General features: G+C 72.4%; 13 protein-coding genes. 4 read left to right on the forward strand and 9 right to left on the reverse strand.

The window, feature by feature from the left end:
- Positions 1 to 21: 21 nt before the first annotated feature.
- The 6 genes from C470_RS10670 to C470_RS10695 all read right to left on the reverse strand — a co-directional run bounded on the left by C470_RS10670 (position 22) and on the right by C470_RS10695 (position 6,421).
- On the reverse strand, positions 22 to 693 hold the full coding sequence (locus tag C470_RS10670) for a DUF447 domain-containing protein (protein WP_008367158.1): 672 nt from the start codon (positions 691 to 693) through the stop codon (positions 22 to 24).
- On the reverse strand, positions 690 to 1,670 hold the full coding sequence (locus C470_RS10675) for a triphosphoribosyl-dephospho-CoA synthase (RefSeq protein WP_008367160.1): 981 nt from the start codon (positions 1,668 to 1,670) through the stop codon (positions 690 to 692). Before C470_RS10675 ends, C470_RS10670 begins: the two co-directional genes overlap by 4 nt.
- Entirely contained in the window at positions 1,667 to 2,527 is an 861-nt protein-coding gene (locus C470_RS10680; protein ID WP_008367162.1) for a tRNA-dihydrouridine synthase, read from the reverse strand. Before C470_RS10680 ends, C470_RS10675 begins: the two co-directional genes overlap by 4 nt.
- Complete coding sequence (gene cofD / locus C470_RS10685) at positions 2,524 to 3,561, reverse strand: 2-phospho-L-lactate transferase (protein ID WP_008367165.1); 1,038 nt, start codon at positions 3,559 to 3,561, stop codon at positions 2,524 to 2,526. The genes C470_RS10680 and cofD overlap by 4 nt, the downstream gene beginning before the upstream one ends.
- Before the next feature lie 426 nt (positions 3,562 to 3,987).
- Positions 3,988 to 5,250, reverse strand: coding sequence for an isocitrate dehydrogenase (NADP(+)) (gene icd / locus C470_RS10690; protein ID WP_007996236.1), 1,263 nt, complete (start codon positions 5,248 to 5,250; stop codon positions 3,988 to 3,990).
- 124 nt (positions 5,251 to 5,374) lie between these two features.
- A complete protein-coding gene (locus tag C470_RS10695; RefSeq protein WP_008367166.1) occupies positions 5,375 to 6,421 on the reverse strand; it encodes a glycosyltransferase in 1,047 nt (348 codons plus the stop codon).
- Positions 6,422 to 6,568: 147 nt separating this feature from the next.
- On the opposite strand from C470_RS10695, the gene C470_RS10700 reads away from it, so the two are divergent.
- A complete protein-coding gene (locus tag C470_RS10700) occupies positions 6,569 to 7,462 on the forward strand; it encodes an isoaspartyl peptidase/L-asparaginase (RefSeq protein ID WP_008367168.1) in 894 nt (297 codons plus the stop codon).
- Between the two features lie 69 nt (positions 7,463 to 7,531).
- On the opposite strand, the gene C470_RS10705 is transcribed toward C470_RS10700, so the two are convergent.
- Both C470_RS10705 and C470_RS10710 read right to left on the reverse strand, forming a co-directional pair.
- Positions 7,532 to 7,930, reverse strand: coding sequence for a hypothetical protein (locus C470_RS10705; RefSeq protein ID WP_238992679.1), 399 nt, complete (start codon positions 7,928 to 7,930; stop codon positions 7,532 to 7,534).
- Positions 7,931 to 8,160: 230 nt separating this feature from the next.
- Positions 8,161 to 8,574: an Lrp/AsnC family transcriptional regulator gene (locus C470_RS10710; RefSeq protein ID WP_004597292.1), complete on the reverse strand. Its 414-nt coding sequence runs from the start codon at positions 8,572 to 8,574 to the stop codon at positions 8,161 to 8,163.
- Between the two features lie 97 nt (positions 8,575 to 8,671).
- Here C470_RS10710 and carA point away from each other — a divergent pair, with 97 nt between their 5' ends.
- On the forward strand, positions 8,672 to 9,739 hold the full coding sequence (carA, locus tag C470_RS10715; protein ID WP_008367171.1) for a glutamine-hydrolyzing carbamoyl-phosphate synthase small subunit: 1,068 nt from the start codon (positions 8,672 to 8,674) through the stop codon (positions 9,737 to 9,739).
- 172 nt (positions 9,740 to 9,911) lie between these two features.
- Positions 9,912 to 10,799, forward strand: coding sequence for a 5'/3'-nucleotidase SurE (gene surE, locus C470_RS10720; RefSeq protein ID WP_007345397.1), 888 nt, complete (start codon positions 9,912 to 9,914; stop codon positions 10,797 to 10,799).
- Between the two features lie 62 nt (positions 10,800 to 10,861).
- Here the strand turns inward: surE and C470_RS10725 are convergent, their stop codons facing one another.
- Positions 10,862 to 11,098 carry a hypothetical protein gene (locus C470_RS10725; protein WP_004597289.1) on the reverse strand — a complete coding sequence of 79 codons (237 nt, stop codon included), beginning with the start codon at positions 11,096 to 11,098 and terminating at the stop codon, positions 10,862 to 10,864.
- 379 nt (positions 11,099 to 11,477) lie between these two features.
- Between C470_RS10725 and C470_RS10730 the strand changes: the two genes are divergently transcribed.
- The gene (locus C470_RS10730; protein ID WP_008367173.1) at positions 11,478 to 13,250 is read left to right on the forward strand and encodes a glutamate--tRNA ligase; all 1,773 of its coding nucleotides are present in this window, start codon (positions 11,478 to 11,480) and stop codon (positions 13,248 to 13,250) included.
- Positions 13,251 to 13,318 lie beyond the last annotated feature (68 nt).

Here is a 13,318-nt window from a genome sequence, read left to right on the forward strand (position 1 = left end):
GCGGGGTTCGTTTCCTCTCCGTCACGCCTCGTCCGCGCGCTCGCGCCACCCGGTCGCCTCGTCGATGCGCGCGAACGCCTCGCGCTCGGCCGGCCCGCCGCAGCGGTCGACCACGTCGGCGAAGTACCGGAGGCGGTCGAGCAGCTCCCCGGTGTCGAACGCCGGCACGTCCAGCCGCGAGGCGGCCACCGTGGCGTCGACGACCGCGCCGAACCCCCTGTTCACCGTCGGAACGCGCTCGCTCACGACCGCCGAGTCGACCGGCGACAGCTCCCACGTCCGAATCGTTGTGTCTCCCTCGGTCTCGGCCGCGACCTCCTCGGCGTCGACCTCGACCCACGCGTCGGCGCTCGGGAGGACCGGATCGCCTGCCTCCCGCACGGTGAGCGCCGCGTCGACGAACGTCCGCGGGTCGACGGTGAACTGGACCACGCCGCCCCCGCGCTCTTCGAAGTTCCGCCACGTGCGGGTGCGCCCGTAGGTGCGCGCGATGACTGGACTGTCGGGCTCGCCGTCCGCGTCCGTCTCGGGCGCGTGGAGTCCCAGCGCCGCGACGTTCCACCGGCCGTTCGGGCCGAGCGTCGTCACCACCGACTCGGTGACGCCGCGGAGCGGGACCGGCCAGCCGTCGGGAGCGACGCCGACGGGGTCGGTCCGTTCCGCGGATCCGCCGTCGGGCCGCCCGTCGCTCACGGCGCCACCTCCGCGCCGCGCCGGAGCGCGACGAACAGCGCCGCGCAGGTGAGGTCGGCCGTCGTCCCGGGGTTGATCCCCTCTGAGATGAATCTCTCTGCCAGCGACTCCGCGGCGTCGAGGTCGGCGCCGTGGACGGCGTCGGTCGGGACTGCGTCGACGTCGCCGACGCCCCCCGGCCCCTCCGAGTCGACGCCGAGCAGCGCGGCCGCCCGCTCGCTCGCCTCGCGCGCCGCCTCCGCCCCCAGCGTCGACGCGACGAGCGTGTCGGGCTCCGCGGCGAGCAGCCCGAGGAACGCCCGCGCCGCCCTGTCGGCGAGCGGCCCCTCGTCGGTCAGGATCCACTCGGCCGCGCGGAACGTCCGCGGGAACCCCTCGGTCCACTCGGCGGCGTTGCGGTCGGCGACCCGGTCCGGGTCCGTCGGATCGACGGAGAGCGCCAGCACGTCCCGCAGGGTCGCCCCGCGCTCGCGGAGCGCGGGCTCGGCGTCGCTCCCGCGGCGCACGTCGAGGTCGTCCGCGCCCGGCGGCGGGTCGTCGACCGCGACGTCGACGGCCTCGAACGCGCGGTAGAACGCGACGGCGTCGTCGACGCTCGTCGCCCGACAGACCGCGTCGAGCGCGTCGGGCGAGAGCTCCCGGTCGGGGTCCGCGGCCGCCCGGACCAGCGGGACCAACAGCAGCAGGCAGCCGAACTGCGTGTTCGTGCCGGCGCGCGCGGCCATCCCTTCCACGGCGCGCACGAATGCGTCCCCGACCGATGGAGCGCCGGGGTCCGCCGGGCGTGCGGCCCGTTCGAGCCCCGGGCGCGCGCCGACGGCGCCGCCGAGGAACGCCTCGAACCGCAGGTCGTCGAGGTCGCGGCGCCGGTCGACGTTCCCGGGCTTCGGCGTCCCGGCGACCTCGAGCAGGAGCGCGAGCGTCGCGTCGTCGACGGGGTCATCGGCCGCTTCCCCGCGTCGCCCGTCGCGGGTCACGGCCTGACCTCCGGTTCGGGCCCGGTCTCGTCCTTGCGCCGGCGGAGCGTTCCCGCCCGCCACTCCTCGACCGCGTCCGCGACGCGCGCGAGGACGGGCGGGTCCTCCGTCGGGCGCCCGACGCTCACCGCGTCGGCCCCGTGTCCCGCGTACTCCGCGACCGTCTCGCGGCCCCGGACGCCGTTGTTGGCGACGAGCGTCAGGTCGGCGAGGTCGTCCGCCTCGCCGCCGGCGGGCGCCGCGTCGACCGCCGAAGCGAGATCCGCGACCACCGCTTCGGCGTCCATCGCGTCGACGTGGAGCCAGTCCGCGCCGGCCGCGGCGACGCGCTCCGCGACGGCGACGAGGTCGACGCCGGGCACCTCGGCGCGGACCTTCACGCTCGTCGTCGCGCCCGTCCCGGCCGCGGCGGTGACGTACCGCGCGAGGCGTTCGGGCTCGCGGAGCAGCGACTCGCCGCAGCCGACCGCGCGCAGCTCCGGCTGCCGGCAGTGGGCGTTGACCTCGCAGACCGCGCCGCGGTCGGCGCAGACCTCGGCGACCGCTCGAATCGGCTCCGGCGTCGCGCTCCGGACGTTGACCCCGGGACGGACCGGCGCGTCCGCGAGCGCGTCGAGCTGGTCGGCGACGAACGCGAGCGGGTCGGCCGGGAGGAACTCGGACCGCCCGCGCGCGACGAGGTCGCGGGCCGCGGCGCGGCTGGCCGCGTCGAGCGCGACCCCGCCGAGCAGCGCGGCGTCGACGTGCTCGGCCGCGTCGCGGGCCCACTCGGCGTCGGCGGCGCCGCTGAGGCTCGCGGCGACGAGGAACGGTTCCTCGTCCGCGGGCGCCTCGCTCCCGTCTGCGTTCCGCGTCACTCCGCGCCCTCCCGCGGCGGCGGCGCGTCCGCCGCGTCGTCCGTGACCGCCGCCAGCGCGCGCTCGCAGGCGCGGGCGACGCGCTCGGCGTCGTCCGCGTCGTCGATCCGCGTGTCGGTCCGCTCGACGTGTCGGTCGAGCTCGGTCGGATCGTCGTCGTCGAGGACGAAGGCGTCCGCGAAGGGATAGGCGTCGGCCACGCCCGCCGTCGAGGGCTCGCGGCCGACGCCGCGCATCAGGTCCGCGGCCGGCCCGGAGAAGACCTCGTCGCCGACGAACGGCGAGACGGCGACCACCGGCGTCTCCCGGAGCGCGCGCTCGAACCCGGGCAGCGCCAGCATCGGGCCGAGGCTCGTCACGGGGTTCGAGGGGCCGATCACGACCGGGTCGGCGAGGGCCTCGAACACGGCGTCGGTCGGCTCTGCGTCCTCGGCGCCGCGGAACTCCACGTCGGCGACCGGCGGCTCGCCGCGCCGCGCGACCCAGTACTCCTGGAAGTGGAGCGTCTCGCCGCCCTCGGTGTGGACCAGCGTCGCCACGGGGTCGTCCGACATCGGGAGGAGGTCGACGTCGAGGTCGAACGCGTCGGCGAGGGTCCGAATCGCCTCCGTGAGCGACTTCCCCTCGTCGAGCAGGCTCGTGCGCGTGAGGTGGACCGCGCGGTCGCGGTCGCCGATCTCCATGAACTCGCCGACCGCCGAGAACCGCCGCCACCGGGCGATCTCGCGGCCCGCGGTCTGCGCGTCGTCGCCGAGGTAGCGGGGCGCCGTTCCGAGTCCGACCGCGTCGGCGAGCCGCCGCAGCTCCTCGTGGGTCGCGGTCGTGTCGCCGTCGATGCCCCACCACGTCTCCCGGTCGAGGACGCCGCCGCCCGCGAACAGCACGGTGTCGACGTCGGGGCAGACGAGGTGGCCGCCGAGCTCGACGTCGTCGCCCGTGTTGGCGACGACCGCGGTCTCGGCCGGCTCGAACACCCGGGCCGCGCCGTCGAGGAGCTTCGGCGTGCCCGTCCCCCCGGCGAGGAAGGTTACCATACCGGCGCAAGGCGACCCCCGGATTTGTATCCTCGCCTCCGTGGTCGGCGCGTGCCTGCGAACGGCCGGAGCGAAGCGGAGGCCGTGAGGAGCACGCGCGAGGGACGCCGCGAGCGACCAGGGGGAGCGAGCGGCGAGGCTGGGGAGGCGTGAGGTGCTGTGCGGTCGCTGTCGGGCGGGACTCAAAGGGGCAGCCGCGAGGGCGAAGGCGCGGGAAGCAAGGACCGCAAGGAGCGAGTGAAACGAGCGACTGAGGACCGCAGCGACCGCACCGAGTCCTCGCGGCTGGGGCTTTGGAGGTGGTCGTCGCAATCACTTGAAAAGCAGTTCGACGGAGTATCCTTGCTAGTCGACGCCGAGACGAGATCGAAAAAATACCGAGACCGATCAGCCTGCGATCCGCCGAGCTCTGCCCTTATATCCGCCTTACGCCAGCTCGTCGATTTTATCGACGACGGCGTCCGCGAACTCGCTGGTCGCGAGCTTCTCGCCGCCCTCGATCTGGCGGTGGAGGTCGTAGGTGACCTTCCCGGAGGCGATGGTCTCCTCGACGGCGTCGCGAACGAGGTCCGCGGCGTCGGACCAGCCGAGGTAGTCGAGCATCTCGCGGCCCGAGAGGATCATCGCGGTGGGGTTCACCTTGTCCTCGCCGGCGTACTTGGGCGCGGAGCCGTGGACCGGCTCGGCCAGACAGCGGCCGTGGCCGAAGTTGGCGCCGGGCGCGATGCCGAGGCCGCCGATCTGCGCGCCGGCGGCGTCGGACATGTAGTCGCCGTTGAGGTTCATCGTCGCGATGACCTCGTACTCGTCGGTGCGGGTCAGCAGCTGCTGGAGCATGTTGTCCGCGATGCGGTCCTTGACGACGAGGGTACCCTCGGGCTGCTCGCCGTCGTGGTCCTCCCAGAGCTGGTCCTCGGTGATGACGTCCTCGCCGTACTCCTCCTCGGCGACCTCGTAGCCCCAGTCGCGGAAGGCGCCCTCGGTGAACTTCATGATGTTCCCCTTGTGGACGAGGGTGACCGAGTCGCGGTCGTTGGCGAGCGCGTAGTCGATGGCCTCGCGGACGAGGCGCTTCGAGCCGAACTCGGAGATGGGCTTGACGCCGATGCCGACCGGGCCGTCGTGGATGACGTCCGCGATGCCCATGTCGTCCTCGAGGAAGTCGCGTACCTGCTCGACTTCGTCGGTGCCGGCCTCCCACTCGACGCCCGCGTAGACGTCCTCCGTGTTCTCACGGAAGGTGACCATGTCCATCTCCTCGGGGTTCTTGACGGGCGACGGGACGCCCTCGAGGTGGTAGGTCGGGCGGACGTTCGCGTACAGGTCGAGCGTCTGCCGGAGCGCGACGTTCAGCGAGCGGAACCCGGCGCCGACGGGCGTCGTCAGCGGCCCCTTGATCGCGACGCGGTGGTCGCGGATGGCCGAGACGGTGTCCTCGGGCAGGTTCTCGTCGTACTTCTCGCGGGCGCTGGAGCCGGCGTAGACGCGCATCCACGCGATGGATCGGCCCGTCGCCTCGGCGGCGGCGTCGAGTACCTGCTGCGCGGCCGGCCCGACGTCGGTGCCGATTCCGTCGCCGTGGATGATCGGGACGATCGGGTTGGACGGAACGTTCAGCTCGCCGGTCTCCTCTTCGGCGAGCGTGATGGCTTCGCCGTCGTCGGGGACGTCGACCTTATCGTAGCTCATGAACGTTCGTGGATTCTTGTGGGCCCTTAAAGTGCCTGCCGTTTTCGGCGTGAGCGTCGCGCTCGCAGCGTTTGCCGGTTCTCAGCTCCGATCGCGTTCCGGACTGGCCGCCGCCCGCCCGGACTCAGACCGGTTCGACCGAGACGTCGAACATCGACCGCCACCGGTAGCGGCGCCCGCCCCAGACGAACGTCTGCCGGGCGAGCGCGTACGCCATGAGCGGCGGGGCGATCAGGACGCCGGGCGCCGCGAGGAGGAACGTCGCGCGCCGGATCCCGAACCTGGCGTAGGCGGCGCCCGCCAGCGTCGTGACGAGCGAGACCCCGGCGATCGGCGCGAGCAGACAGAGCGCGGCCATGACGACGCCGAAAGCGGCGTTGAACGCGGTCGCCCGCGGCGCGTGGTACCGGGTGATCGTCAGGAAGCGGACGAACCGCTCCAGCGAGCCCCGCAGCGAGCCGCCGGCCCGGACGTACCGCGTGCGGTCCGCCGCCGAGACGTCGAGGTGTTCGGTGAGCGTCCCGTCGTCGCTGACGGTCCGCCGGAGGTCCCGCAGGAACGCCGCCTCCCCGTCGCGGAGGTCGTCGCGCTCGAAGATCACGGCGCCGCCCCACGCGACGCCGGCGGCGAACACCGCGAGCGTCCCGCCGATCACGTACGCCGGCTCGAACAGCCGAGCGAGGGGGTCGAGCCCGACGAACACCGGGACCTCCGTGGTCGGTCCCCGTCGCTCGTAGTCGGCGTCGAGCGTCGCCAGCCAGTCGGACGGATGGCGGAAGTCGTCGTCCGTCCAGGCGATCCGGTCGTTCGCGGCGGCTTCCATCCCGGCCGCGATGGCGTTTGCCTTCCCGGAACACCCCTCGGGCTCGCCGGCGATCACGATCCGAACGCGAGGCGGCAGGTCGCCGCGCCGGTCCGCGACGGGGTCTTCCGGGGAGTCGCAGACCACGAGCAGTTCGTCGGCGTTCCGACCGCCGTCGCCGTCGTCGCTCTTCCCGTCGCCGTCGCCCTTCCCGCCGTCGCCGCCGTCGCCCTCCCCACCGCCGAACGCCTCGGGGCCGCGGAGCTGCTCCGCCACCTCGTCGCAGGCGTCGGTCCAGCGGACGGTCGGCAGCAGGACCGACACCGGCGTCGGACTCGCCGGCGACGCGGTCGGTTCCGAATCGGTCACGCCGTGCGGTTCGGGCGGTCGAGGTATAAACGCAGGCGGTCGAACCGCGGGCCCGCCCGTCGCCTCCCCGTCGTCACCGGTCGCCACGATCCCCGCGGTCGCCGCCGGCTTCCGGGCGCTTATGTGGCCGCCGCGGGAGCCTCCGGTATGCGAGTCATCGTCCACGGCGGCGCCGGCGGCGCGCCGGACGACCCGGAGCCCAGACAGGCAGTCCTCGACGACGCGGCCGCTCGCGGCGCAGACGCCGCCTCGCCGCTCGACGCGGTCGAGTCCGCGGTCGGCGTCCTCGAGTCGGACCCCCGGTTCAACGCGGGGGTCGGCGGCGCGGTCCAGTCCGACGGCGCCGTCCGCACCGACGCCGGCGTGATGACCTCGGACCGCGAGGTCGGCGCGGCCTGCTCGATGCCCGGCGTCGAGCACGCGGCGAGCGTCGCCCGCGTCGTTCACTCGGAGACGCCGCACGTCTTCGTCTCGGGCGAGCACGCGGTCGACCTCGCGGCCGAGTTCGGCGTCGCGACCGGCGTCGACCTCCTCACCGACGAGAAACGCGAGCGCTACGAGGCGGAGGACCCGCCGCGGGGGTCGCCGCGCGAGCACCTCGACTGGCTCGCCTCCCGGTTCGGTTCGGGCGACGACCAGGCCGGGGGGCGCTCGGAGACCGAAGCACCCGACCACGACACGGTCGGCGCGGTCGCGACCGACGGCGAGACGTTCGCGGCGGTGACCTCGACGGGCGGTCGGTCGTTCGCGCTCGCCGGGCGCGTCGGCGACGTGCCGCAGGTCGGGTCCGGCTTCTTCTGTACCGAGGCCGGCGGCGCGAGCGCGACGGGCGCCGGCGAGGACATCGCGCGCGTCACGCTCTCGCGGCGCGCCGTCGACTTCCTCGACGACGGCCTCGACGCGCAGACGGCGGCGGACCGGGCGATCGAGGAGTTCGAGGCGATCACGGGGTCCGGCGCCGGCGTGATCGTCCTCGGCGACGGGGGCGCCGGGAGCGCGTTCAACACGGAAGGGATGCAGACGAGCGTGGCGGAGAAGTAGTCGCCGACGCGGGGAGCGGTCTCGAAGCCGAAGCGGCCTCCGCGGCCGGTGACGAGTCGGGTGCCGTCGCTATTCGAGTTCGGCTTCGAGTTTCGGATTGCGGTTCGTCGCGGGGAGGTCGGAGTCGACGAGCTCCGCGCACGCGTCCACGAACTCCGCGTCGGCCAGCTCTCCGCAGAGGACGTGCGTCCGCTCCTCGGTGGTGATGTACACGTCGATCACCTCGCGGTTCGACCGCGAGAGGAGGCCGTAGGTGACGTTCCAGCCGCCGACCGCGAAGAGCCCGAAGAACCCCGCGAACGCGATGTCGGTCCGCGTCTCGACCTGTCCGAGGTAGACGGCAGCGACGATCCCGACGGTGAGGACCAGAGAGAGGAGGAGGAAGAACAGCCCGAGGAACGTGTGCCGGAGGAACGCGGTGTTCCGGTCGAACTCGACGCCTGTCACGTCGCCGACCGGGATCGACACGGGGGCGTCCTCCGAGGGCGGGGCGTACGAGAGCTCCCCGTCGGCCGCGGTGAACGAAACGGTCCGTTCACTGTTAACAACGTATTCGCCGACGTGAGCTTCCGTCGAAAAATTCATCGAAGAGGACCGGACGTGTCTGACGGCTTCCGCTCCCCTCGATATGTAAATTCCGGTACGTCTCTGCGGTCGCCGGGGGTCGACAGCCGTGTCGGCGACGAGTGAGCCTCCGCTCACCCCAACCGCTCGTCGAGGATGAGCCGCGTCTTCGTCGACTTGACCTCGTCCATCTCGCGGGCCTGCGTGATCAGTTCGTTGACCGCGCGCGTGTCGACCGCGTCGACGACGAGGACGACGTCCTCCTCGCCGGACACCTGCCAGACGAAGTCGACCTCCTCCCACTCCACCATCCGCTCGCCGACGGCGGCGGTGTTGACGTTCATCTCCACCGAGATCTCGATCATCGCCTTCACGTTGCCGGTGCGGGTCGTGACGGTGAACCGCTCGATCACGCCCTCGTCGGTCATCCGGTCGACGCGGTTGCGCACGGTCCCCTCGGAGGTACCCACCCGGTCCGCGATCTCCGTGTACGGGGTCCGCGCGTCCCGTCGCAGGATCGAGAGGATCCGTCGGTCGAGGTCGTCCATACCGGTTCCTCTCGGCCCCGTCGCCTTACCCGTTACGAATATCGTAACGAACCTTCGAACGACGCATTTATTATCCTTTGCGCGTACGTTTCTCGTAATGTCGGACGCCTACATCGCGCTGGCCGACGGACGCGTGCTCGAAGCGCGCTCCCGTGCGCCGGGGCGGACCCGCGGCGAACTGGTGTTCACGACCGCGTACACCGGCTACGAGGAGTCGCTCACCGACCCCTCCTACGCCGAACAGGTGCTCACCTTCTCGTACCCCCTCATCGGGAACTACGGCGTCCGAACCGAGCGGTTCGAGTCCGAGTCGGTCCAGCCCCGCGCGGCGATCGCCCGCGAGCTGACCGACGACGTCGCCGACTGGCTCGCCGAGGAGGGCGTGCCGGCCGTCGACCACGTCGACACCCGCGAGATCGTCACCACCGTCCGCGAGGAGGGCGCGATGGCCTGCGGGATCGCCGCCGGCCCGGACGCGACCCCCGAGGACGCGGTCGACGAGATGGAGGCGTGCAAGCCCATGAGCGACCACGTCGACATCGGCGCGCAGGTATCGGTCGCGGAGCCGACCGTCCACGAGAGCGCCGACGGCGTCGGCGTCGACGTCGCGCTTCTCGACTGCGGCGCGAAGGGCTCGATCATCTCCTCGCTCACCGACCGCGGCGCCGACGTCCACGTCCTCCCGTACGACGCGACGCCCGAGGACGTGGCCGCCGTCGACCCCGACGTGCTGTTCGTCTCGAACGGCCCGGGCGACCCGGAGAACTTCGTCGCCGCGCAGGACGTGGTCGACGAGTTCGCGGGGGAGCTCCCCCTCGCGGGGATCTGCCTCGGCCAGCAGGTGATCACGAGCGCGCTCGGCGGCTCGACGGAGAAGATGGCGTTCGGCCACCGCGGCGTCAACCAGCCCGTGAAGGACCTCCGCACGGACAAGGTCGTGATGACCACCCAGAACCACGGCTACACGGTCGCCGACACCGGCCCGCTCGAAGTGACGCAGGTGAACGTCAACGACGACACCGTCGAGGGGCTCGACAGCGAGGAGCTGGACGTCATCACCCGCCAGTACCACCCCGAGGCGAACCCCGGCCCGCACGACTCGCTCGGCTTCTTCGACGAGGTGCTCGACCTGGCGACCTCGTCGCGTCGAGTCGCGGCCGACTGACCGCTCGGCCCACCGACTCCCCGCTTTCCGCTTCCCGAACCCCTCCGACTGACCACACGGAGTACCACTCGGTCGACGCCCGCGACGTTCGTTCCGGTTCACCGCTCCGCCCTCTTTCACCTCCTCGCCGCGGACCGGCGACGTTTTCTCCCGCCGCCTCGCAGGGTGACGCATGCCAACCGAGATCCTGCTCACCAACGACGACGGGATCGACGCCGTCGGGATCCGGGCGCTCGCGGACGCGCTCTCGCGCGACTACGACGTGACGGTCGTCGCGCCCGCGACGAACCAGTCCGGCGTCGGCGGCGCGCGCTCGTGGTGGGAGACGACGGTCGACTACACCGAGACGGACCGCGGCTACGCGGTCGAGGGCACCCCCGCGGACTGCGTCGCGGTCGCGGACGTGGCGCTCGGGCTCGACCCCGACGTCGTCGTCTCCGGCTGTAACCACGGCCCGAACATCGGCGCGCACATCCTCGGGCAGTCCGGCACCGTCGGCGCCGCGATGGAGGCCTCCTTCCTCGGCACGCCCGCGATCGCGGTCTCGCTGTACGACCGCGGCAACCTCCCCGTGCCGCCGACGCTCGACAACGGCGACTTCGCGGTCGCCGGCGAGGTCGTCGCCGACCTGCTCGACCGCGCCGAGAGGGGGGAGAGCGGCGACCCGCTCGCGCTCCCGTTCGGCGCCGACGTGCTGAACGTCAACGTCCCGGCCGCGGACGACGAGGCGGCGGCGGACCCGACCTACCGGCTGACCGAGCCCGCGCGCGGCTTCGACGTGATCGAGTTCCGCCCGGGCGAGGAGGGGCCGGACGACGAGAACGTCCCCGAGGGCTGGGAGTTCGGCGAGCGGCGCGGCGAGATGGGGATGGAGCTTCGCGACCGCTTCTGGCGGGAGTTCCTGCGGGGGAACGTCCAGGACGATCCCGGTTCGGACCGCCGCGCGGCCGTCGAGGGCGAGGTGAGCATCTCGCCGCTGTCGAGCTCCCGGTCCGTCGCGGGCGGGAAGGCCGGAGAGCTCGTCGAGCCGGCTCGCGGCGCCGAGACGGGCGCCGACTGACGAGGCCCCGCTGGACGGAAGAAGAGCGGACGGTTGCGTCGGCTGAAACGGAGCGACCGACCTCAGCGCCGCGGGCGTCGAGGCCCGCTGCCGGCGAACTCGGCCGCGAGCCGTCCGAGGTACCACACGACGACGAGGCCGAGGCCGAATCCGGCCCCAGCCGCGGCCAGCAGCTGTATCGGTGACGGGTCCAACTGGAGGGCGATAAGCGGCGGCGTGGCCGTGACGATCGCGAGCAGCACGAGCTTGATCTTCCGGTTTCCGGCCTCACGCTCCGCCTCGGAGATGGGTCCTACCACCGCGATCCCCCCCGCGTTCCGACGGCTCCCGACGCGACGCTCATGCGTCACCCACGCTCCCGGTGACTATCAAGGCGACGAACCCGCTCGGTCCGTCCGGCGTCGACGGCGCGTTGACGCCGCGGCCGACCGAGCCGATCGGAACCGATCGGTAAAAAACGTCTCGACCGTTCACGGCGGTAGCGGCCCGTTATCGGCGTGAACGGTGTCGGTCGTTTAAGCCCGTCCGACCGCTCGTGTCGGACGCCCCTACCCGCCCCGGACCGCCGCCGTCGCGGCGCCTCGTTGAAGCGGCGCCTCGCCGAACGCGGCGAGCCCGGGACCCGCCCCTCCCCGCCGTTTCGCGGCGTTTTTGACCCGACCCCGACAAGCCACGCGCATGGACGACGAACTCCGCGAACGCGTCGCGGCGGCCGGCGAGGCCGCGGCGCTTTTCAACGCGCTCAAGCACGGCAGCGACCCGGACGTGGGCGCGATCATGGGCCCGATCATGGGCGAGAACCCCGAGTTCCGCCCGCACGGCGACGAGATTCCGGGCGTCCTCGCGCCGGTCCTCGACGAGGTCGGCGAGATGGACGAGGCGGCCCGCCGGGAGCGGCTCGGCGAGCTCGCGCCCGAGAAGCTCGCGGAGCTGGAGGCGGACGAGGAGGAAGACGAGCACGTCCTCCCCGACCTCCCGAACGCCGAGGACGGCGAGGTCGTGATGCGCGCCGCGCCGAACCCGAACGGCCCGTGGCACGTCGGCCACGCGCGCATGCCCGCCGTCATCGGCACGTACAAGCAGCGCTACGACGGCGAGTTCATCTGCCGGTTCGACGACACCGACCCGGAGACGAAGCGCCCCGACCTCGACGCGTACGACGCCATCCTGGAGGACATCGAGTACCTCGGCTTCGAGCCGGACCGCGTGCTGAAGGCGTCGGACCGGCTGGAGACGTACTACGACCACGCCCGCGACCTAATTGACCTCGGGGGCGCGTACACCTGCTCGTGTTCCGGCGACGACTTCTCCGAGCTGAAGAACGCGGGCGAGGCGTGTCCGCATCGCGAGAAGGACGCCGAGACGGTTCACGAGGAGTTCGCGGCGATGGTCGACGGCGAGTACGACTCCGGCGAGATGGTCCTGCGGGTGAAGACCGACATCGAACACAAGAACCCCGCGCTGCGCGACTGGGTCGCGTTCCGGATGATCGACACGCCGCACCCGCGCGAGGCGGCCAGCGAGTACCGCTGCTGGCCCATGCTCGACTTCCAGTCGGGCGTCGACGACCACCTCACCGGCGTCACGCACATCATCCGCGGCATCGACCTCCAGGACTCCGCGAAGCGCCAGCGGTTCGTCTACGACTACTTCGACTGGGAGTACCCCGAGGTGCTCCACTGGGGCCACGTCCAGGTCGACGAGTACGACGTGAAGCTGTCGACGTCGACGATCAAGGGCCTCATCGAGGACGGCGAGCTCACCGGTTGGGACGACCCGCGCGCGCCGACCATCCAGTCGATGCGCCGACGCGGAATCCGGGGGCAGGCCCTCGTCGACTCGATGACGGAGCTCGGGATGTCCACCTCCGACGTCGACCTCGCGATGTCGTCCGTCTACGCCAACAACCGCGACCTGGTCGACGACGACGCGAACCGCTACTTCTTCGTCCGCGACCGCGAGGACGCGCCCGCCGTGGAGCTGCCGGTCGTCGACGGCGACGCGCCCGCGCCCGAGGCCGGTCACCCGCGATTCCACCCCGAACACCCGGACCGGGGCGAGCGCGAGGTGCCCGCCGGCCGCGTCGTCGTCGAGTCCCCGGACCTCCCGCCCGAGGGCGAGCGCGTCTGGCTGAAGGGGTACGGTCCCGTCCGCCACGAGGGCGACCAGTTGGCATTCCTCGACGCCGACATCGAGATCGTCCGCGAGGGCGACGTGGACGTGATCCACTGGGCGCCGGCCGACGAGGGACTCGAGACGCTCCTCCGGACGGTCGACGGCGACGTGCGCGGGATCGCGGAGCCCGCGGTCGCCGACGTCGACCCCGACACGGTCGTTCAGTTCGTGCGCGTCGGCTTCGCCCGGATCGACGCGTTCGACCCCGAGGCGACCGACGAGGACGACGGCCCTGACGGCTCCGAGGACGTGCTGGCGTACTACGCGCATCCGTAATCCGTCGCCCGCCCGGCCGGAGCGCCTCGCCGGGCCGACCGAATCCGTTCGTCGGGTAATTTAAACCC

Source organism: Halorubrum distributum JCM 13561 (assembly GCF_000337395.1).
Classification (GTDB): Archaea; Halobacteriota; Halobacteria; order Halobacteriales; family Haloferacaceae; genus Halorubrum; species Halorubrum distributum.

Bases quoted from the DNA above. Each gene is read 5' to 3' on its own strand.
- C470_RS10700 (WP_008367168.1), top strand. From the start codon at position 6,569: ATGCGAGTCATCGTCCACGGCGGCGCCGGCGGCGCGCCGGACGACCCG.
- carA (WP_008367171.1), top strand. From the start codon at position 8,672: ATGTCGGACGCCTACATCGCGCTGGCCGACGGACGCGTGCTCGAAGCG.
- C470_RS10730 (WP_008367173.1), top strand. From the start codon at position 11,478: ATGGACGACGAACTCCGCGAACGCGTCGCGGCGGCCGGCGAGGCCGCG.
- icd (WP_007996236.1), bottom strand. From the start codon at position 5,250: ATGAGCTACGATAAGGTCGACGTCCCCGACGACGGCGAAGCCATCACG.
- C470_RS10710 (WP_004597292.1), bottom strand. From the start codon at position 8,574: ATGGACGACCTCGACCGACGGATCCTCTCGATCCTGCGACGGGACGCG.
- cofD (WP_008367165.1), bottom strand. From the start codon at position 3,561: ATGGTAACCTTCCTCGCCGGGGGGACGGGCACGCCGAAGCTCCTCGAC.
- surE (WP_007345397.1), top strand. From the start codon at position 9,912: ATGCCAACCGAGATCCTGCTCACCAACGACGACGGGATCGACGCCGTC.